General features: G+C 65.7%; 19 protein-coding genes. 7 read left to right on the top strand and 12 right to left on the bottom strand.

The window, feature by feature from the left end; all coding sequences use genetic code 11:
• Positions 1–108 precede the first annotated feature (108 nt).
• The gene (locus ABIE04_RS00310; RefSeq protein ID WP_354546608.1) at positions 109–1,020 is read left to right on the top strand and encodes a LysR family transcriptional regulator; all 912 of its coding nucleotides are present in this window, start codon (positions 109–111) and stop codon (positions 1,018–1,020) included.
• 61 nt (positions 1,021–1,081) lie between these two features.
• Positions 1,082–1,207, top strand: coding sequence for a type B 50S ribosomal protein L36 (gene ykgO, locus ABIE04_RS00305; protein ID WP_007080705.1), 126 nt, complete (start codon positions 1,082–1,084; stop codon positions 1,205–1,207).
• A gap of 100 nt (positions 1,208–1,307) precedes the next feature.
• Here ykgO and greA read toward each other — a convergent pair whose 3' ends face one another.
• Genes greA through carA form a run of 3 tightly spaced genes read right to left on the bottom strand, consistent with a single transcriptional unit; the run spans position 1,308 to position 6,137 of the window.
• Entirely contained in the window at positions 1,308–1,784 is a 477-nt protein-coding gene (gene greA, locus ABIE04_RS00300) for a transcription elongation factor GreA (RefSeq protein WP_354546607.1), read from the bottom strand.
• Positions 1,781–5,008: a carbamoyl-phosphate synthase large subunit gene (carB, locus tag ABIE04_RS00295; RefSeq protein WP_354546606.1), complete on the bottom strand. Its 3,228-nt coding sequence runs from the start codon at positions 5,006–5,008 to the stop codon at positions 1,781–1,783. The genes greA and carB overlap by 4 nt, the downstream gene beginning before the upstream one ends.
• Positions 5,001–6,137 (bottom strand): glutamine-hydrolyzing carbamoyl-phosphate synthase small subunit, encoded by a 1,137-nt coding sequence (carA, locus tag ABIE04_RS00290; protein ID WP_354546605.1) that lies wholly within the window; start codon positions 6,135–6,137, stop codon positions 5,001–5,003. Before carA ends, carB begins: the two co-directional genes overlap by 8 nt.
• A gap of 213 nt (positions 6,138–6,350) precedes the next feature.
• Between carA and ABIE04_RS00285 the strand changes: the two genes are divergently transcribed.
• Positions 6,351–7,046, top strand: coding sequence for a 2OG-Fe(II) oxygenase (locus tag ABIE04_RS00285; RefSeq protein WP_354546604.1), 696 nt, complete (start codon positions 6,351–6,353; stop codon positions 7,044–7,046).
• Between the two features lie 57 nt (positions 7,047–7,103).
• On the opposite strand, the gene dapB is transcribed toward ABIE04_RS00285, so the two are convergent.
• From dapB to hrcA, 5 genes are all read right to left on the bottom strand, one after another.
• Complete coding sequence (gene dapB, locus ABIE04_RS00280) at positions 7,104–7,904, bottom strand: 4-hydroxy-tetrahydrodipicolinate reductase (protein WP_354546603.1); 801 nt, start codon at positions 7,902–7,904, stop codon at positions 7,104–7,106.
• Between the two features lie 52 nt (positions 7,905–7,956).
• On the bottom strand, positions 7,957–9,084 hold the full coding sequence (gene dnaJ, locus ABIE04_RS00275; protein WP_354546602.1) for a molecular chaperone DnaJ: 1,128 nt from the start codon (positions 9,082–9,084) through the stop codon (positions 7,957–7,959).
• Between the two features lie 132 nt (positions 9,085–9,216).
• Positions 9,217–11,136, bottom strand: coding sequence for a molecular chaperone DnaK (gene dnaK, locus ABIE04_RS00270; RefSeq protein WP_354546601.1), 1,920 nt, complete (start codon positions 11,134–11,136; stop codon positions 9,217–9,219).
• A 150-nt stretch (positions 11,137–11,286) separates the two neighbouring features.
• Positions 11,287–11,820, bottom strand: coding sequence for a nucleotide exchange factor GrpE (grpE, locus tag ABIE04_RS00265; protein ID WP_354546600.1), 534 nt, complete (start codon positions 11,818–11,820; stop codon positions 11,287–11,289).
• 79 nt (positions 11,821–11,899) lie between these two features.
• Entirely contained in the window at positions 11,900–12,970 is a 1,071-nt protein-coding gene (hrcA, locus tag ABIE04_RS00260; RefSeq protein WP_354546599.1) for a heat-inducible transcriptional repressor HrcA, read from the bottom strand.
• Between the two features lie 123 nt (positions 12,971–13,093).
• On the opposite strand from hrcA, the gene recN reads away from it, so the two are divergent.
• Positions 13,094–14,767: a DNA repair protein RecN gene (gene recN / locus ABIE04_RS00255; RefSeq protein ID WP_354546598.1), complete on the top strand. Its 1,674-nt coding sequence runs from the start codon at positions 13,094–13,096 to the stop codon at positions 14,765–14,767.
• 15 nt (positions 14,768–14,782) lie between these two features.
• Here recN and ABIE04_RS00250 read toward each other — a convergent pair whose 3' ends face one another.
• A complete protein-coding gene (locus ABIE04_RS00250) occupies positions 14,783–15,418 on the bottom strand; it encodes a response regulator transcription factor (protein WP_354546597.1) in 636 nt (211 codons plus the stop codon).
• A 96-nt stretch (positions 15,419–15,514) separates the two neighbouring features.
• On the opposite strand from ABIE04_RS00250, the gene ABIE04_RS00245 reads away from it, so the two are divergent.
• Positions 15,515–17,113 carry an MASE1 domain-containing sensor histidine kinase gene (locus ABIE04_RS00245; protein ID WP_354546596.1) on the top strand — a complete coding sequence of 533 codons (1,599 nt, stop codon included), beginning with the start codon at positions 15,515–15,517 and terminating at the stop codon, positions 17,111–17,113.
• Between the two features lie 295 nt (positions 17,114–17,408).
• Here the strand turns inward: ABIE04_RS00245 and fur are convergent, their stop codons facing one another.
• Positions 17,409–17,834: a ferric iron uptake transcriptional regulator gene (gene fur, locus ABIE04_RS00240; protein WP_354546595.1), complete on the bottom strand. Its 426-nt coding sequence runs from the start codon at positions 17,832–17,834 to the stop codon at positions 17,409–17,411.
• A 75-nt stretch (positions 17,835–17,909) separates the two neighbouring features.
• Here fur and ABIE04_RS00235 point away from each other — a divergent pair, with 75 nt between their 5' ends.
• Entirely contained in the window at positions 17,910–18,380 is a 471-nt protein-coding gene (locus ABIE04_RS00235) for an outer membrane protein assembly factor BamE (RefSeq protein ID WP_354546594.1), read from the top strand.
• A gap of 21 nt (positions 18,381–18,401) precedes the next feature.
• Here ABIE04_RS00235 and ABIE04_RS00230 read toward each other — a convergent pair whose 3' ends face one another.
• Both ABIE04_RS00230 and ABIE04_RS00225 read right to left on the bottom strand, forming a co-directional pair.
• Positions 18,402–18,680 (bottom strand): RnfH family protein, encoded by a 279-nt coding sequence (locus ABIE04_RS00230; protein ID WP_354546593.1) that lies wholly within the window; start codon positions 18,678–18,680, stop codon positions 18,402–18,404.
• Positions 18,673–19,104 (bottom strand): type II toxin-antitoxin system RatA family toxin, encoded by a 432-nt coding sequence (locus ABIE04_RS00225; protein ID WP_354546592.1) that lies wholly within the window; start codon positions 19,102–19,104, stop codon positions 18,673–18,675. Before ABIE04_RS00225 ends, ABIE04_RS00230 begins: the two co-directional genes overlap by 8 nt.
• A gap of 83 nt (positions 19,105–19,187) precedes the next feature.
• On the opposite strand from ABIE04_RS00225, the gene smpB reads away from it, so the two are divergent.
• Positions 19,188–19,679 (top strand): SsrA-binding protein SmpB, encoded by a 492-nt coding sequence (gene smpB, locus ABIE04_RS00220; protein ID WP_214554378.1) that lies wholly within the window; start codon positions 19,188–19,190, stop codon positions 19,677–19,679.
• The last annotated feature ends 41 nt before the right edge of the window (positions 19,680–19,720 follow it).

The raw sequence follows: 19,720 nt of genomic DNA, 5'->3' as shown, positions 1-19,720 counted from the left end.
GCCGCCGCCACTAGGGGGAGGGGAAGTGGCGGGACGAGAGTGATTTTATGATCGACGCAATAAAGTATCTAATATATATTTAGCGCCATACTAATTCGAAATCGCTATATGTTTGATCTTCGCCAGTTGCGCTATTTCGTTGCCGTCGCCGAGGAGCTCAGCTTCACCCGGGCGGCGCTGCGCCTGCACCTTTCCCAGCCGCCGCTATCGCAGCAGATCCAGTCACTGGAGCAGGACCTGGGGGTGCGCCTGCTGGAGCGCACCAAGCGCAGCGTGGCGCTGACCGAGCCGGGCCGGATTTTCCTGGAGCAGGCCCGGCAGATCCTGGCCAAGGTCGACGAAGCACGCAGTCAGGTGGTGGCGGCGGCGGCAGGTTACAGCGGCCAGTTGCGGCTGGCCTATACCGTGTCGGTCTCGTTCCATCCGGCCATGCCGCAGGCCCTGCTGCGTTTTGGCCAGATCGCGCCCAACGTGCGCCTGCAACTCAGCGAGATGTATACCGAGCCGCAGTTCGCCGCCCTGCTCGCCGGCCAGATCGACGTCGGTTTTGTTCGCGATGAGCCAGCGCATGCACAGGACGCGCGCGGCCTGCGGCTGAGCATGATCGACCGCGAGCCCTTGCTGCTCGCCCTGCCCGCCGGCCATCCCATGGCCAGCCGCGACAGCCTGCGCCTGGCCGAGGTGGCCGGCGATGCCTTCGTGTCGCAACCGCGCGAACTGGCTTCCACACTGTACGACCGGCTAGTGAAACTGGCGACGCGGGCCGGCTTCCAGCCATCGATCACCCAGCACGCACAACAGATCAACGGCTTGCTCGCCCTGGTTGCCGCCGGCTTGGGGTTGGCCCTGGTGCCGGCCAGCATGCGTACCGTGCGCCTGGCCGGGGTCTGCTACGTGCCGCTGGAAGATCCCGACGCCTACCTGCTGCTGGCCGTGGCGTGTCGGGCCGACGACCACTCCCCGGCCCTGCAGCAATTCCTGGCCACGGTGGCGGAAACGGCCGTCGCACCGGGCTTGTGATAAGTCATTGGGGCCGTTACACTTGCGTGCTTACATTTTCGTTTAGTGTCAGGAGCTGGCCGTGAAGGTGCTTAACTCTTTGAAGTCCGCCAAGGCGCGGCATCGCGACTGCAAGATTGTGCGCCGTCGCGGCAAGGTGTTCGTGATCTGCAAGAGCAACCCCCGTTTCAAGGCTCGCCAGCGCTGAATCCAGCCTGCCGATGCCATGAGAAAGGCCGCGCGAGCGGCCTTTTTTGTGGGCGTCCATCAAGGCTCCGACGACGATGCCGCGGAGCCCTCGACCACCGTCATGCGTAACGGACGTCGATGATTTCGTAGTGCTTGACGCCGTTCGGCGCGGTGAACTCGAAGCTGTCGCCGGCACTCTTGCCGATCAGTGCACGGGCGATCGGCGAGGACACCGCGATCAATCGCTGCTTGATGTCCGCTTCCAGGTCGCCGACGATCTGATAGGTCACCGCCACGCCGGAGTCCTCGTCCTCCAGGTCCACGGTGGCGCCGAACACCACGCGATTGCCCGGCTTCAACTGAGCGACATCGATCACCTCGGCGGTGGACAGCAGGGCCTCCAGTTGGGCGATGCGGCCCTCGGTGAAACTCTGCAGTTCGCGCGCGGCGTGGTATTCCGCGTTCTCCTTGAGGTCACCGTGTGCACGCGCCTCGGCAATCGCCGCGATGATGCGCGGGCGGTCGATGGACTTCAGCCGTTCCAGTTCCGCGCGCAAGCGCTCGGCGCCGGTCTTGGTGATGGGAGGGCGACTCATGCGATGAGCTCCTTGTGCAGTTCCTGCAGGCTGTGCACCTCGCCATCGCTGTGGAAATCCAGCGAATGCACGAGCGCACGGGCGCCTGCCACGGTAGTGGAATACGTGACGCGATGCTGCAGTGCCTCGCGCCGGATCGAGAACGAATCGGCGATCGCCTGCTTGCCCTCGGTGGTGTTGACGATGTAGACGATCTCGCCGTTCTTGATCAGATCGACGATGTGCGGGCGGCCTTCGAGCACCTTGTTGATCCGCTCGCACACCACGCCGTGCTCGGCCAGGTAGCTGGCGGTACCGGAGGTCGCCACCACGTTGAAACCACGCGCAATGATTTCCCTCGCCACCGGCAACAGGCGCTCCTTGTCGCCATCGCGTACCGACAGGAATGCCTTGCCGACCATCGGCGCCTTGATGCCGGCCGCTTCGTGGCCACGCGCGAAGGCCGCGCCGAAACTGCGGCCTACGCCCATCACTTCACCGGTCGAGCGCATCTCGGGTCCAAGGATCGGGTCGACGTTCTGGAATTTCAGGAACGGGAAGATCGCCTCCTTCACCGAGTAGTAGGCCGGGATCACCTCGCGCGTCGCGTTCAGGCTGGCCAGCGAACGGCCGGCCATCACGCGCGCAGCGATCTTGGCCAGCGGCACGCCGGTAGCCTTGGACACGAACGGCACCGTGCGCGAGGCACGCGGGTTCACTTCCAGGATGAATACCGTGTCGCCCTGGATCGCGAACTGGGTGTTCATCAGGCCGATCACCTTCAGTTCCTTGGCCATCGCGCTGACCTGGCGGCGCATTTCGTCCTGGATGTCCGCGCTCAGCGAATACGGCGGCAGCGAGCAGGACGAATCGCCCGAATGCACGCCGGCCTCCTCGATGTGTTCCATGATACCGCCGATAAGCACGGTGCCCTCGGCGTCGGCGATCACGTCCACGTCGACTTCGACCGCGTGGTCGAGGAAGCGATCCAGCAGCACCGGCGAATCGTTCGACACCTTCACCGCATCGCGGATGTAGCGCGACAGGTCGGCGTCGTCATGCACCACTTCCATCGCGCGACCGCCAAGCACGTAGCTCGGCCGCACCACCAGCGGGTAGCCGATCTCGCGGGCCAGCGCCAGCGCCTCGTCGGCATTGCGCGCGGTGCGGTTCGGCGGCTGCTTCAGGCCGATCTTCTCGATCATCTGCTGGAAGCGCTCGCGGTCCTCGGCCAGATCGATCGAGTCGGGGCTGGTGCCGATGATCGGCACGCCAGCCGCTTCCAGCGCGCGGGCGAGCTTCAGCGGAGTCTGCCCGCCGTACTGCACGATCACGCCCTTCGGCTTTTCCACGTGGACGATTTCCAGCACGTCCTCCAGCGTCAGCGGCTCGAAGTACAAGCGGTCGGAAGTGTCGTAGTCGGTCGACACCGTTTCCGGGTTGCAGTTGACCATGATGGTTTCGTAGCCATCCTCGCGCAGCGCCAGCGACGCATGCACGCAGCAATAGTCGAACTCGATGCCCTGCCCGATCCGGTTCGGGCCGCCGCCGAGCACGATGATCTTGTCGCGACTGGTCGGGTTCGCCTCGCACTCTTCCTCGTAGGTCGAATACATGTAGGCGGTGCTGGTGGCGAATTCGGCCGCACAGGAATCCACCCGCTTGTACACCGGGCGCACGCCCAGCGTATGGCGCAGATGGCGCAACGAGGCTTCGTCGGTGTTGAGCAGTTCGGCCAGGCGAGCATCGGCAAAGCCGAGCCGCTTGAGTTCGCGCACGCGCGGTTCGTCGAGCGCGGTGATGCCCTGCGCTACCACGTCCGCCTCGGTCAGCACGATGTCCTCGAACGCGGCGAGGAACCAGGGGTCGACACGGCTGAGGTTGAACACTTCCTCCAGCGACAGGCCGGCGCGGAACGCGTCCGCCAGGTGAAATACGCGGTCGGGGCGTGGTTCGCGCAGCTCGCGCTTGAGCACGGCCAGGCCGTCCTCGGTGCTGATGTCCAGCCCGGTCGGGTTGAGACCGGTCTTGCCGATCTCCAGACCACGCAGCGCCTTCTGCAGCGATTCGTGGAAGGTGCGGCCAATCGCCATCACCTCGCCGACGGACTTCATCTGGGTGGTGAGACGGGCATCGGCGGCCGGGAATTTCTCGAACGCGAAACGCGGGATCTTGGTGACCACGTAGTCGATCGACGGCTCGAACGACGCCGGCGTGAGTCCGCCGGTGATGTCGTTCTTGAGTTCATCCAGCGTGTAGCCGACCGCCAGCTTGGCAGCGATCTTGGCGATCGGGAAACCGGTGGCCTTCGACGCCAGTGCGGACGAGCGCGACACGCGCGGATTCATCTCGATGACCACCACACGGCCATTCTCGGCATTGATGCCGAACTGCACGTTGGAGCCGCCGGTGTCCACGCCGATCTTGCGCAGCACCGCGATCGAGGCGTCGCGCAGGCGCTGGTATTCCTTGTCGGTGAGCGTCTGCGCCGGCGCCACCGTGATCGAGTCGCCGGTGTGCACGCCCATCGGGTCGAGGTTCTCGATCGAGCACACGATGATGCAGTTGTCCGCGGTGTCGCGGACCACCTCCATTTCGAACTCCTTCCAGCCGAGCACGGATTCCTCGACCAGCACCTCGCCCACTGGCGACAGTTCCAGGCCGCGCTTGACGATCTCCTCGAACTCCTCGCGGTTGTAGGCGATGCCGCCGCCGGAGCCGCCGAGGGTGAAGCTGGGGCGGATGACGGTCGGATAGCCGACCTTGGCCTGGGTCAGCAGCGCCTGCTCGAACGTGCGCACGACCTCGGCCTTCGGGCATTCCAGCCCGATCTCGCCCATCGCCACGCGGAACAGCTCGCGGTCCTCGGCCATGCGGATGGCTTCACGCTTGGCGCCGATCAGCTCGACGTTGTACTTCTCCAGCACGCCGTTGTCGGCAAGGTCCAGAGCACAGTTGAGGCCGGTCTGGCCGCCCATCGTGGGCAGCACCGCATCCGGGCGTTCCTTGGCGATGATGCGTTCCACCGTCTGCCAGTTGATCGGCTCGATGTACACCGCGTCGGCGGTGTCCGGGTCAGTCATGATCGTGGCGGGGTTGGAGTTCACCAGGATCACCCGGAAGCCCTCTTCCTTCAGCGCCTTGCATGCCTGCGCGCCGGAGTAGTCGAACTCGCAGGCCTGGCCGATCACGATCGGGCCGGCGCCAATGATGAGGATGCTCTTGATATCGGTACGCTTAGGCATGCGTGCGGGCCTCCTGCATCAGTACGGCGAAACGTTTGAACAGATAACCGATGTCGAGCGGGCCGGGGCTCGCTTCGGGATGGCCCTGGAAGCAGAACGCCGGGCGGTCGGTCAGCGCGAAACCCTGCAGCGACCCGTCGAACAGCGAGGTATGCGTGACCCGCACGTTCGCCGGCAAGGTGGCCGGATCCACCGCGAAGCCATGGTTCTGCGAGGTGATCAGCACGCGGCCGTCGTCCAGGTCCTTGACCGGATGATTTGCCCCGTGGTGGCCGAACTTCATCTTCAGCGTCTTGCCGCCCAGCGCCAGGCCCATCAGCTGATGGCCGAGGCAGATGCCGAACAGCGGGATCTTCGCGTCGAGGAATTGCCCGGTCGCCGCGATCGCGTAATCGCAGGCCGCCGGATCGCCAGGGCCGTTGGACAGGAATACGCCGTCGGGCTGCATCGCCAGCACTTCGTCGGCAGGCGTCTGCGCCGGCACCACGGTGACCTCGCAGCCCTGCTCGGCCAGCAGGCGCAGGATGTTGAGCTTGGTGCCGAAGTCGTAGGCGACCACCTTGAAACGTGCTGTTGGCTGATTGAACGCGGTGCGGTCGAGGTCGTACACGCCCTGGTTCCACACATACGGCTTGACGGTGCTGACCACCTTGGCCAGATCCATCCCGTTCAGGCCGGGGAACGCGCGCGCCTTGGCCAGCGCGGCCTCGGCATCGACCTGCTCGCCGGCCATGATGCAGCCGGCCAGCGCGCCCTTGTCGCGCAGGATGCGGGTCAGTCGGCGGGTGTCGATGCCGGCGATCGCCACGGTGCCGTGGCGCTTCAGGTAATCCGGCAGGCTTTCGGTGCTGCGCCAACTGCTGGCCCGGCGCGGCACGTCACGCACGATCAGGCCGGCAGCATGCACGGCGGTGGATTCGACATCCTCGGCGTTGATGCCGGTGTTGCCGATATGCGGATAGGTCAGCGTGACGATCTGGCGCGAGTAGGAAGGATCGGTGAGGATCTCCTGGTAACCCGTCATGGCGGTGTTGAAAACCACTTCGCCAACGGTTTCGCCAATGGCGCCGACAGCGTGACCATGGAACACGCTGCCGTCTTCGAGGGCCAGCAGGGCAGGAATAGGCATACAGTAACCGCCTTTTGGATGCAGCAAAGTCCGCAAGCCGCACGATTGCTGGCTTGTGGAGCTTGGAAGGGAAAGGATCTGGGCGGGTGGAAATGATAAGCGGCGATGCCGTTTCTGTCCACCTTACGGTGCGTGAATCTTGCGATTATTCGTCCATCTCCGCCGATCGGTCGGCGCTACACTAGGCCACATTTTGCCGGAGTCCGATGCCCCATGAGTGCTGTTGTCCTGCTCGATCCCGCCCGTCTCGATCGCCCGGATACCACGGTGCAGCAGCAGCCCTTTCCATTCATGGTCGCGCATGGCCAGTTGCCGGATGAAGTGCGTGGCGACCTGGATCGTGACTTCCCGTGCTACGCCAGCGCCGGCTTCTTTCCCTACGACCCGGCCGACTGCGGCCCGAGCGTCAATGCGCTGATCGAGAACATGACTTCGCCGGCCTTTGCCAGCGCGATCGGCCAGCGGCTGGGCATAGACAATCTCGGCCAGTACCCGACCCTGGTGACCCTGTGCCGCCTGCTCAACAAGCGCCACGGCACCATCCATACCGACAGCAAGTCCAAGGTGGCCACCGCGCTGATCTACCTGAATGCGCAGTGGCCGGACACCAGCGACGGCTGCCTGCGTTTCCTGCACAAGATCGACGACATCGACAGCATCGCGGCCCCGGAACTGGCGCCGCTCTACGGCGAGTTCGCCGTATTCAAGCGCTGCGAGAACTCCTTCCACGGCCATCTGCCCTACGAGGGTGAGCGGCGGGTGATCCAGGTTGCCTGGCTGATCAGCGAGGAAGAGAAACTGCGCAAGACGAAACGTGGAAACTTCTCGCGCACGTTCAAGAAATTGTTTGGCCGCCTCGATACCCGATTGGGTGCAGGCCGCGATCGCAACGCCTCGCACCGCGACTGAATCCGACCGTTCGCCCACCGGGTTCGCCATGATTGCGCCAGCCCTGGCGCAGGCGGATCAGCGCAGCGTGGCGATCACGTCGTCCAACTGCCACTGGCCCGGCGCACGACCCGCCAGCCAATGCGCCGCGTGCAGGGCGCCACGCGCAAAGATCGAGCGGTCGGTGGCGCGATGTGCGAGTTCCACCCGTTCGCCCTGTCCGATCAGCATGGCGGTGTGCTCGCCCACGATGTCGCCACCGCGTACCACGGCAAAGCCGATGCTGCCTTCGATCCGTTCGCCGGTGCGGCCTTCGCGGCCGTAGACCGCTGCTGCTTCCAGCGTGGTGTCGCGTGCCGCCGCCGCCGCCTGGCCAAGCGCCAGCGCGGTACCGGACGGCGCGTCCTGCTTGCGGCCGTGATGCGCCTCGACGATTTCCAGATCCCAGTCCGGCAGCGCTGCCGCCGCCTCGCGCAGCAGGCGCGCCAGCACCGCCACGCCCAGGCTGAAGTTGGCGGCGCGCAGGATCGCGATGCGCTGACCGGCATCGGCCAGTCGCGCCTCCAGTGTGGCGTCCATACCGGTGGTGCCGCTGACCAGGGCCGTGCCGTGCGCCAGGCAATGATCGAGCGCCAGCGCCAGAGCGGCCGGGCTGCTGAAGTCGACGATGACGTCGATCGGCGGCGCCAGCGTCCAGTCGTGCGCATACCGCAGGGAACCCGCCGCAGCGGGAGATACCGGCTGGCCATCGTGGATCGACCCCGGCGCCACCACCGCATGCACCAGTTCGAAGCGGGCGTCATCGCCGAGCAGGCTCAGCAGCGCGTGGCCCATGCGGCCGGAGGCGCCACTGAGGGCGAGGCGGAGGGGACGGGTCATCGGCAGCGCACTCCAGTGGTCGATCCGTACATGCTAGCGGGGGCGATGAGGCTTACGCGGTGACTTTCGACCAGAATTTCTTCACGCCGTCGACCCAACCCTTCGCGCGCGGTGTGTGCTTGCCCGCGTCGCTGCTGTCGAAGGTGGCCTCCAGCGATTCCAGCAACTCACGCTGCTGCTTGGTCAATCGCACCGGCGTCTCCACCACCACGCGGCAGATCAGGTCGCCATGGCGACTGCTGCGCACGGACTTGACGCCGCGGCCGCGCAGGCGGAACTGGGTGCCGGTCTGTGTCTCCGGCGGAATGCTGACCGGCACTTCGCCTTCCAGCGTCGGCACCGGCAGTTCGGCGCCCAGCGCCGCCTGCGAGAAGCGGATCGGCAGCTCGCAATACAGGTCATTGCCGTCGCGCTGGAAGATGGCGTGTTCGCGCACGTGTACTTCCACATACAGGTCGCCGGCCGGCGCTCCGGCCGGGGCCGCTTCGCCCTGCCCGGTCAGGCGGATGCGGTCGCCGTTGTCGACGCCCTCGGGGATCTGCACCGACAGCGTGCGGGTTTCCTCGAGGCGGCCTTCACCGTGGCATTTCCTGCACGGCTTCTCGATCGCCTGGCCGCTGCCGCCGCAGTGCGGGCAGGACTGCTGGATCGAGAAGATGCCGTTCTGCATGCGCACCTGGCCGTGGCCATTGCAGGTTTTGCACTTGCTGACCTTGCCGTCCTCCGAACCGCTGCCGTTGCAGTGGTGGCAGTTGACTTGGGTCGGCACCTCGATCTGCCGGCTGACGCCGAACACGGCCTCCTCCAGGTCCAGTTCCATGATGTAGCGCAGGTCGGCGCCGCGCCGCGGACGGCCGCGCCCGCTGCCGCTGCGGCCGAAGATGTCGCCGAAAATGTCACCGAAGATGTCGCCGACATCGCCGAAACCGGCGCCGCCGCGGCCGCCCATCCCGTTCTCGAAAGCGGCATGGCCGTGCTGGTCGTACATCGCGCGCTTCGAGGCATCAGACAGTACCTCGTAGGCCTCCTTGGCCTCCTTGAACTTGTCCTGTGCCGTGGGATCGTCCGGGCAGCGGTCCGGATGGTATTTCATCGCCAGCCGGCGGAAGGATTTCTTCAGTTCGGCTTCGCTGACGCTGCGCTCGACGCCCAGCACCTCGTAGTAATCACGCTTGCTCATTCATGCATCCACACTGCTTGTCGCTGCCCTGGCCGGAGAAGTCGACGGTTCCGTATTCCGCTCAACAGACAGCCCGTGCCGGGGGTTGCCGGCACGGGCTGGTTCATCGGCCGTGCCGACAACGGTAGCCAATTACTTCTTGTCGTCCTTCACTTCGGTGAACTCGGCGTCGACCACGTCGTCGGGCTGGGCCGAGCCGCCCGGTGCGGATTGTGCGCCGGCATCGGCCGGGCCACCACCCTGCGCGGCGGCGTAAAGCGCCTGCGCCACCTGCTCCAGCTTCTCCACCTTGGCCTCGATCGCCGCCTTGTCGTCGCCGTCCTTGACCTTCTCCAGATCGGACAACGCACCCTCGATGCTGCTGAGCTGATCGGCCGGCACCTTGCCGCCGTGCTCCTTCAGCGCGCTGCGGGTGGCGTGCACCAGCTGGTCGGCCTTGTTGCGCGTGGCGACGAGCTCGTGGAACTTCTTGTCCTCTTCCTTGTTCGCCTCGGCGTCGGCGACCATCCGCTGGATCTCTTCCTCGGACAGGCCCGAACCGGCCTTGATCTCGATCTTCTGTTCCTTGCCGGTCTTCTTGTCCTTGGCCGACACGTGCAGGATGCCGTTCGCGTCGATGTCGAAGGTGACCTCGATCTGCGGCATGCCGCGCGGCGCCGGATCGATGCCCTGCAGATCGAACTTGCCCAGCGACTTGTTCGCGCTGGCACGCTCGCGCTCGCCCTGCAGCACGTGCACGGTCACCGCGGTCTGGTTGTCATCGGCGGTGGAGAAGGTCTGCGAGGCCTTGGTGGGCACGGTGGTGTTCTTCTCGATCAGCTTGGTCATCACGCCGCCCATCGTCTCGATGCCGAGCGACAGCGGGGTGACGTCGAGCAGCAGCACGTCCTTGACCGAACCGCCCAGCACGCCGCCCTGGATCGCCGCGCCCACGGCGACAGCTTCGTCTGGATTGACGTCCTTGCGCGGCTCCTTGCCGAAGAAGTCCTTCACCGCTTCCTGCACCTTCGGCATGCGGGTCTGGCCACCGACCAGGATCACGTCGTTGATGTCGGACACGCGCAGGCCGGCATCGTTCAGCGCCGTACGGCACGGCTCGATGGTGCGCTTGATCAGGTCTTCCACCAGCGCCTCGAGCTTGGCCCGGGTCAGCTTGATGTTCAGGTGCTTCGGGCCGGACGCGTCGGCCGTCACGTACGGCAGGTTCACGTCGGTCTGGTGGTTAGAGGACAACTCGATCTTGGCGCGCTCGGCGGCGTCTTTCAGGCGCTGCAGCGCGAGCGGATCCTTGCGCAGGTCGATGCCCTGCTCTTTCTGGAACTCCTCGACGAGGTAGTCGATGACGCGCATGTCGAAGTCCTCGCCGCCGAGGAAGGTATCGCCGTTGGTGGCCAGCACCTCGAACTGCTTCTCGCCGTCGACTTCGGCGATCTCGATGATCGACACGTCGAAGGTGCCGCCGCCGAGGTCGTACACCGCGATCTTGCGGTCGCCGCCCTTCTTGTCCAGGCCATAGGCCAGCGCGGCCGCGGTCGGCTCGTTGATGATGCGCTTGACGTCGAGGCCGGCGATCTTGCCGGCGTCCTTGGTCGCCTGGCGCTGGCTGTCGTTGAAGTAGGCAGGCACGGTGATCACCGCTTCGGTGATCGTCTCGCCGAGATAGTCCTCGGCGGTCTTCTTCATCTTCATCAGCACCTTCGCGGCGATTTCCTGCGGCGCCATCTTCTTGCCGTCGGAGGTCTGCACCCAGGCATCGCCGTTGTCGTGTGCAAGGATGCCGTAGGGCACGATGTGCAGATCTTTTTGCACTTCCTTGTCGGTGAACTTGCGGCCGATCAGGCGCTTCACCGCGTAGAAGGTGTTCTTCGGGTTGGTCACGCTCTGCCGCTTGGCCGAGGCGCCCACCAGCACTTCGCCGTCCTTGGTGAAGGCGACGATGGAGGGTGTGGTGCGGTCGCCTTCCGAGTTTTCGATGACCTTGGTCGTGCTGCCGTCCATCACGGACACGCAGGAGTTGGTCGTGCCCAGGTCGATACCGATGATCTTGCCCATGCGTATGCTCTCCAAATCTACTTGCGGCCCCCGCGGCCGCGCTGGTTTTCAGATGGGGGTCTGCCTTGGCGATTCAATGCCAACAAGGCCCCGGATGCGATTTCGTGGTGTTCGCCGCCGCGCCGTTCAGGTGGGCGCCAGCGGCGACGTTCATTCCTTTGCCACCGCGACCAGCGCGGGACGCAGCAGGCGATCGTTCAGCACATAACCTTTCTGTAGCACGTTGACGACGGTGCCGGGCGCCTGACCCGGCGCCTCGACCATGCTCACCGCATGATGACGTTCCGGATCGAGTGGCTGGCCCAGCGGGTCGACCTGCGCCATGCCATGGTTCTCGGCCACCTTCAGCAGCGCCTTCAGGGTCAGGCCGAGGCCTTCGCGCATCGAGGCGAAATCGCCACCCTCGATTGCCAGGCCGCTCTCCAGGCCGTCGTAGACCGGCAGCAATTCGCTCAGCAGTTTCTCGTTGGCGAAGCGGCGGGCCTGTTCCAGGTCGCGATGCAGGCGACGGCGCTGGTTCTCCAGCTCCGCATGTTCACGCAACACCGTCTCGCGCAATTCGGCATTGCTTGCTTCCAGCTCGGCCACACGCGCCTGCAGGCCGGCCAGTTCGGTGGTCGTCGATTCGGCGGTCTGGCCCTGGGTCGGCGCCTCGCCCGGCGACTGCGGATCGTTGTTCTGCATGCTCACTCCAAACGAAAGTTCATGGCCGGCACGGATGCCGACCGTCCAAATCTGCGAGAAACCCCGCCTCCCGCTGCGGTTATAGGGTCGTGGCGGCGCGATTCAAGGCGTCGCTCAGCAATCCGGCGGTGGCCTGCACGACCGGAATCACCCGCTCGTAGGCCATCCGGGTCGGGCCGATCACGCCGACCGCGCCGAGCACACGCCCCTGCGCGCCGTAGCTGGCGGTGACCACGCTGCAGCCGTCGAGGGCGGTGAAGCCGGATTCCTCGCCGATGAACAGGCGCACGCCCGGCGCCCGGGCGCAAACCTCCATCAGCTGCAGCAATTCGTTCTTCTGCTGGAACGCCTCGAACAACTCGCGCAGGCGCTGCATGTCGGCCAGCTCGGAGTAGCCCATCAAGTTGGTCTGGCCACTGACCAGCACATCCGGACCGCTGGGGCCGCTTGCCGATGGCGCGAACGAGGCGGTGGCCAGTTCCACCGTGCTGGCCAGCAGCTGGTTCAACTCGCTGCCGGCCTTGCGTACCTCGGCCAGCAGGTGGGCGCGGATGTCGTCCACGCGCAGCCCGGCGAAGTGGCTGTTCAGGTAGTTCGCCGCCTGTTCCAGCTCCCGGCCGTCGAGCGGCCGGGCCAGTTGCACGATGCGGTTCTGCACCTGGTTGTCGCTGAACACCAGGATCACCAGCACCCGCGCACCCGGCAGTGCCACGAAGTCGATATGCCGCAGCGGAAAATCGGCCTGGCGCGGCACCGTGACCACCCCGGCGAAATGGGTCATCGCCGACAGCAGGGTGGAGACATTGCCGAGCAGGTCACGCGTGGTGGTCGGCCCCGGCGGCAGTTCGCGCTGCAGGCGGGCCATTTCCGCGCGCGGCAGCGGTTGCAGCTCGATCAGACTGTCGACGAACAGGCGCAGGCCGCGCGGCGTCGGGACGCGCCCCGCCGAGGTGTGCGGCGAAGCGACCAGGCCGGCATCCTCGAGATCGGCCATGATGTTGCGGATCGTCGCCGGGCTCACGTCCAGGCCGGACGAACGCGACAGCGTGCGCGAGCCCACCGGTTCGCCATCGACCAGATACTGGGCGATCAGCGTGCGCAACAGGCTGCGCGCGCGTGAGTCGAGGTCGTGGCCATGCGGGTTGATCATGCTGTCGTAGCAATCCTTGAGACCCGACAGAAATAAGGTCTGCGCGCGCAGCTTGCAAGTGGAATGGTGTTTTGCGCCACCGGGCTGCCGCTACAATCCCACCACCTCATCATCAGCCTGCCCATGCTCACTTCGCTCTACGTCCGTCATTTCGCCGTCGTCGAAGCCGCCGAGGTCGCGTTCGGCCCGGGCCTGACCGTGGTCAGCGGCGGAACCGGCGCCGGCAAGTCGCTGCTGGTCGACGCGCTGATGCTGCTGGCCGGCGCCCGCGCCGACAGCGGCATGGTGCGCGCCGGCAGCGATCGCGCGGAATTGGCGGCCGAGTTCGACCTGGCCGACCTGCCCGCGGCCCGCGACTGGTTGCAGCGCGAGGAACTGGACGAGGATGGCGGCTGCCAACTGCGCCGGGTGATCCGCGCCGAGGGCAGCTCCAAGGCCTGGATCAACGGCCGCCCCGCGAACGCTCGCCAGCTTGGCGAGCTGGCCGCGCTGCTGGTCGAGATCCACGGCCAGCACGAGCATCAGGCGCTGCTGTCGCGGTCGCACCAGTTGGCCCTGCTGGATGCCTATGCCGGTCACGACGACTTGCTGGCGCAAGTGCGCAGCAGCGCCGTGCAATGGCGCGAGCTGGGCGCACGCATGCGTAAACTCAGTGGTGGCGATGACCGCGACCGGCGCATCGAACTGCTGCGGCATGAAATCGGCGAACTGGAAAAATGGGCGCTGCCGCCCGCCGAACTGGATGAACTCGAGGCGAACCACAAGCGCCTCGCCAACGCCGGGCGCCTGGCCGAAGGCACGGCCGGCGTGGTCGAACTGCTCGATGGCGACAGCGAATTCGCGTTGCGCCGCGCACTCGGCCGGGCGCACGCCGAACTCGGCAAGCTGGCCGCGCTCGACGACAAGCTGACCCCGCTGCTGGAACTGCTGGACAACGCCGGCATCGAACTCGGCGAAGCCGCTGACGGCCTGGCGCGCTATGCGCAGGACGTCGACCTCGATCCGGAGCGCTACACCGAGGTCGACAATCACCTGGCTCGCCTGCACGAGCTGTCACGCCGACATCGGCTGCCGGTGGCCGAGCTGCACGACCGGCTGGCTGCCCTGCACGCCGAGCTGGTCGAACTCGAAGGTGCCGGTGACGCCCTGGAACAGCTGGCGGCACAGCGCCAGCGCCTGCAGGACGATTATGTCAGCGCGGCGGCCGGGCTCAGCGGCGCACGCGCGACGGCCGCTGCCAGGCTTGGCGACGAGGTCAGCGTGCTGATGGCCGAACTGGGCATGGCCGGCGGCCTCTTGCGCGTCGAGCTGGAGCCGGCTGCCGGCGGCGAACCGGATCCGCAAGGGCTCGAGCGTTGCGAACTGCTGGTAAGCGCCAATCCCGGCCAGCCGCCGCGCCCGCTGCGCAAGGTCGCCTCCGGCGGCGAACTGGCCCGCATCAGCCTGGCGATCGAAGTCGCCACCCTGGGCAAGGACACCGTCGGCAGCATGATCTTCGACGAGGTCGATACCGGCATCGGCGGCGCTGTCGCCGAAGTGGTCGGACAGAAACTGCGCGCACTGGGCACCCGGCGCCAGGTGCTCTGCGTTACCCACCTCCCGCAGGTGGCCGCCCAGGGGCATGCGCACCTACGGGTCAGCAAGCACAGCGACGGCGATTCCACCCGTACGCAGATCGAAAGGCTCGACGCCGCCGGTCGCCGCGACGAGCTGGCGCGCATGCTGGGTGGGGTCGAGATCACCCGCGAGACGCGGGCTCACGCGAAACAGATGCTGGAGCGGGCACAGACCGCCTGATTCGACGAGGCCGTGTCACCCGGCCGGCGACAACATCCCGCGCTCGGTCGCCATCCGGTACAGGTCGAGTTCCGAGCCGGCACCGAGCTTGCCCATCAGGCTGGCGCGATGGATGTAGACCGTCTTCTGGCCGATCCCCAGCTCCGCCGCGACCTGCTTCGGGGCGCGACCCCCGGCCAGCAGCAGGAACACCTCGCGCTCGCGCGCGGTCAGCCGGTTGAGAGGGTCCAGCGCCGCATTCGGCCGGTCGGCCCGGCGCTGGCGCAGATCCGAGCTGAGGAAACATTCGCCCTGCATCACCGCGCGCAGGCCCGCCACCAGTTCCTCCGGCGCCACGCCCTTGGTGACGTAACCGCTGGCGCCGCGGCGCAACGCCTCGGACACGTACGGCTCGCCATCGTGCATGCTCAACACCACGATGTGGGTTTGCGAGTGGACGCTGAGCAGGTGTTCGATCAGCGGCAGCCCGCTGCCGTCAGGCAAGGACAGATCCAGCGCGACCAGGTCGGGGCGCCAGTGGCTGACCGCCTCGACCGCATCGTCGGCGCTGCGGCACTCGGCTACCACGTCGAGATCCGACTCCATCTCGATCAGCCGCTTGAAGCCCTCGCGAACGATGGCATGGTCATCGACCAGAACAATGCTGTACATCCCGCTACTTTACACAGGGACCCTGCCGTTATGCACATCCGGCTTGCCGACGGCGCGACCGACCACCGTTGCACGGCGCACATGTAACATCCGCGCATGCGCCTGAAACCCCTACGCCTGCCCGACTCCGGTCCCTTGCTCGCCGCCGGTTACCTGCTGCTGTGGCTGCTGCTGTGGCTGACCGTGCAGCCGTACTGGATGCTGCCGTACGGCCTGCGCTTTGGCGCCCTGCTGCTCACCCCGGTCCGCTACTGGGGCTGGTTGCTGGGCGCCGAACTGGTCGCCACCGCCGGCATCAGCCTGGCCCATGGTTTGCCGCTGGGCTGGGCCGGTTTCGCCACCAACGAACTGCCCGAACCGCTGGTCATGGCCGCCGGCCTTTGGCTGCTGCGGCGATTCAACCTGCATGCCAGCCTGCACAGTCCGCAGGAGGTCACCCGCCTGCTGCTTTCCGTAGTGCTGGTGGTGACGGCAACTACCGCCGTCGATGCGGCACTGCTGGCGCTGGTCAGCACGCCGAGCTCGCCTGAATTGATGGTCCGCGTACTCGGCGAGGAAGTCCTCAGCCACTATCTGGGCATCCTGCTGATCGTGCCGTTGATGATCATGCTGTTGCGCACCCGGATGGAGCAACGCGCCCTGGCCAGCCTGTTCATGGATGGGCTGCTGGTGATGCTGCCTTCCATGACGATCCTGCTGGTGCTGTCCGAACAGGCCGCGCCCCAGCCGCAATTTGCCCGTGTACTGTCGCTGGCGCCGGTGCTGTTCTTCGCCTTCCGCCACGGCTGGCGCGGCGCCAGCCTGGCCATGCTCATCACCAGCCTCGGCATGACCCTGGTCGACCAGCACCTGGGCCACGCCCCGTCGAACGCCGCGGCCTACCTGTTTCTGGCGGTGGCCGGCACCGGCGCGCTGATGCTGGGGTCGGCCACCGATGCGTTGCGCCGGAGCAGCGAACGGGTGGCCGAGCAGAACGTCTACCTGGGCGCGGTCAACCGCCGGTTGGACCAGTTGGCCCATCAACTGCGCGACGCCGCCCGCGGCAACCTGCAGGCGGATGAAAACCAGCGCCGCCACCTGGCCGCCGAACTGCACGACGAACTGGGCCAGAACATCACCGCCATCCAGACCCACGTGAAACTGGCCCAGGCGCGCCTGCACCAGGCCGGCATGGAGGACATCAGCACCTCGATCAATACCATCCTGGCGCATATGCGGCGCGCCCTGCACCGCCTGCTGGACGACCTGCGCCCTGCGGTACTGGACGAATTCGGGTTGCTGCGCGCCCTCGATGAAGGCCCCATCCGCGACCTGCTGAATACCGCCGGGATGACCTACCATACCGAACTGCACGGTGATCCCCGCCTGCTGGACGACGATACCCGTACCGCGATCTACCGGCTGGTGCAGGAAAGCGCGACCAACGCCGTCAAGCACGCCAAGGCCAGCGAGTTCAGGCTGCGCCTGCGTATCGGCGAACGCCAGGGCATCGCCGTGGCCCTGCTCGACCTGCGCGACGACGGCACCGGCCTGCCCAGCCGTCTGCCCCGCGGCGGTCGCGGTCTGCAGGGCATGCGCGATCGGGTCACCTCGCTTGGCGGACAGTTCCGACTGCGCCCTGCCCCGGCCGGTGTGCACCTGCGAATTTTGCTGCGCGGCAACAACAATCCTTCCGAGATGGGTCGGCAAAACTAGGAATTTTTCCGATACCGGAGACGTGAAGCTCTCGTTAGGATCTGTCTATCGATGTGGGGGAGCCACCATCGCAAGATGGTGGATCAGAGTCACCGTGGGGACGGGGGCTCTGAAACAACGGCAGGAAGCCGTTTCGCCGCTACCTGGCGAGCGTCAAAGGCAATAGCGAGCCACTCGCATTGCCAACCGACAGGTAGGGGAGCAGCCGCGGGCGGACAGGAGTCCTCCTCGCGGCTTTTTTATGCCCGCTTTCACCGACGGCATCCCTGGCAGCCCTCAAGACAATCGCGACTCTTCAGCTTTTGCGAGGGGCGCGCTGCTTCGGCCGCACATACAGCACCAGACTGTGATCCTCGATCACATAACCATGCTTCGCCGCTATCTCGTGCTGCAGGCGTTCGATCTCCTCGCTGACGAACTCAATCACTTTCCCGCTGTCCACATCGATCATGTGATCGTGATGTTTGCCGCGGTCGAGTTCGTAGACAGCCTGGCCACCTTCGAAATTGTGCTTGACGATGATGCCTGCCGCCTCGAACTGGGTCAGCACGCGATACACCGTGGCCAGGCCGATGTCTTCCTGGTGGGCAAGTAGTTTCTTGTAGACGTCCTCGGCGGTGAGATGCTGTACGCCCTCCTCGTCGAAGATTTGCAGGATGCGCATGCGTGGGTGGGTCACCTTGAGGCCAACCCTGCGCAGCTCTTTGGTTTCCTGTTCCATGACCCACCTCCGCACACGGCGTTTCCGAGCCGGTAGTGTATCATCCGACACCTTCATGATCCGGACGCAACACGCATGCAAAAGCTGATCACCCTGCTGGTTTTCGCCGTGCTGGCGCTTTCCGTTGCCGGTTGCCATATCGTCTACAAACCCGACGTGCAGCAAGGCAACCTGCTCGACAAGAAAACGGTGGATCAGCTCAAGCCCGGCATGACCAAGCGCCAGGTACTGGTGCTGATGGGTACGCCTTCGGTGAGCACGCCGTTCGACCAGAGCCGTTGGGACTACGTATCGACCCTGTCGCACCGTGGCGGTGCCATGAAAGTGCGCACGTTCACCCTGACCTTCAACAACGACACCCTGGTGCGTACCGAGGGCGACTTCTTTGCACAGGATGCCCAGCAGCTGATCAAGGACAGCAAGAAGTACAACGCCGGCTATCCGGTCAATGAGACCCAGGGCGACAAGAGCACGTCCCCGGACGACAAGAAGAATGACGGCGGCTTCGGCCAGGGCGGCAACCCGGACAGCAACGACGGCCATTGACCCAAGGCGGCTTGCCCTGCCCTAACGGGCACGCCGGCGGCGCGCTTCCATCGGATCAAGCACCAGCGGCCGGTAGATCTCGATCCGGTCGCCTTCCCGCACGAGCCGGTCCGGCGCCACTTTTCGAGCGAAGATGCCGAGGCGAGCCGGATCGATCGCGCCGTTTGGAAGCATGGCGACGATCCCCGAGGCGTCGATGGCCTGCATCACCGTGCAGCCATCGGCCAATTCGACCCGACGCTGGATCGGTTGTTCCGCCCCTGCATAAACCACTTCGACGCGGATCGTGCGCTCAGCCATAGACACGCTCGGCCTCGCGGCAGAAGTCGTCCACCATGCGCCCGGCCAGCCCCTGGAAACCCAGCTTCAGCGCTGCACCACCGAGCCGGCCGGCGTAATCGAAATCCAGCGCAAACGCGACCTTGCAACCGGCATCGCCGAGGGCGATGAAATCCCACACGCCATCGAGGCTGCGGAACGGGCCGTCGACCAGGTCCATCCGCAGGCGCCGTGGCGGGTCGATCGTGTTGCGCGTGGTGAAGCTCTGGTGGAACCCGGCAAACTTGAGATCCAGCCGTGCCACCAGCACATCCTCCTTGCGCTCGATGATCTCGGCAGCGGCACACCAAGAGAAGCGCTTTGGGTATGCTTCAACGTCATTGACCAGGTCGAACATCTGCGCTGGCGAATACCTCACCAACGCGCTGCGACGAATTTCGATCACGGCAACCTCTTCACATCACGCTTGGTTTGGCCCGATATGCGGCCGGATCGGCATCAGGGCGACAAGGCCCGAGTTTAACGGACATGGCCAAGACAAAGGACAAGGACAACAAGGGCGGCGGCACCATCGCGCTCAACAAGCGTGCGCGCTTCGAATACCACATCGACCAGCGCTTCGAGGCCGGCGTTGCGCTGCAGGGCTGGGAGCTGAAAGCATTGCGTGCGGGCCGGATCAACTTCGGCGACAGTTACGCGGTCGTGCTGAAGAACGAGATCTTCCTGGTCGGCGCATCGATCCCGCCGCTGATCAGCGCCTCCACCCACGTCATCGCCGAGGACCGGCGCACCCGCAAGCTCCTGCTGCACCGCAAGGAGATCGACCAGCTGGTCGGCGCCGTCGAGCGCAAGGGTTACACCTTGGTGCCCACCGCGATGTACTGGAAAGGCAACAAGGTGAAAGTCGAGATCGGCCTCGCCCGCGGCAAGCAGGAACACGACAAGCGAGACACCGAAAAACAGCGTGACTGGCAGATCGAGAAGCAGCGCACCATGCGTTCGCACAATCGCGCCGCCTGAATCCACCACAGTCAAACCATAAAAAAAACCCCGATCGCTCG

Origin of the sequence: Rhodanobacter soli, assembly GCF_040548735.1 — a bacterium.
Lineage (GTDB): Bacteria > Pseudomonadota > Gammaproteobacteria > Xanthomonadales > Rhodanobacteraceae > Rhodanobacter > Rhodanobacter soli_A.
The sequence above is the reverse complement of the archived record's forward strand: the minus strand, read 5'-3'. Positions and strand labels throughout refer to the sequence as shown.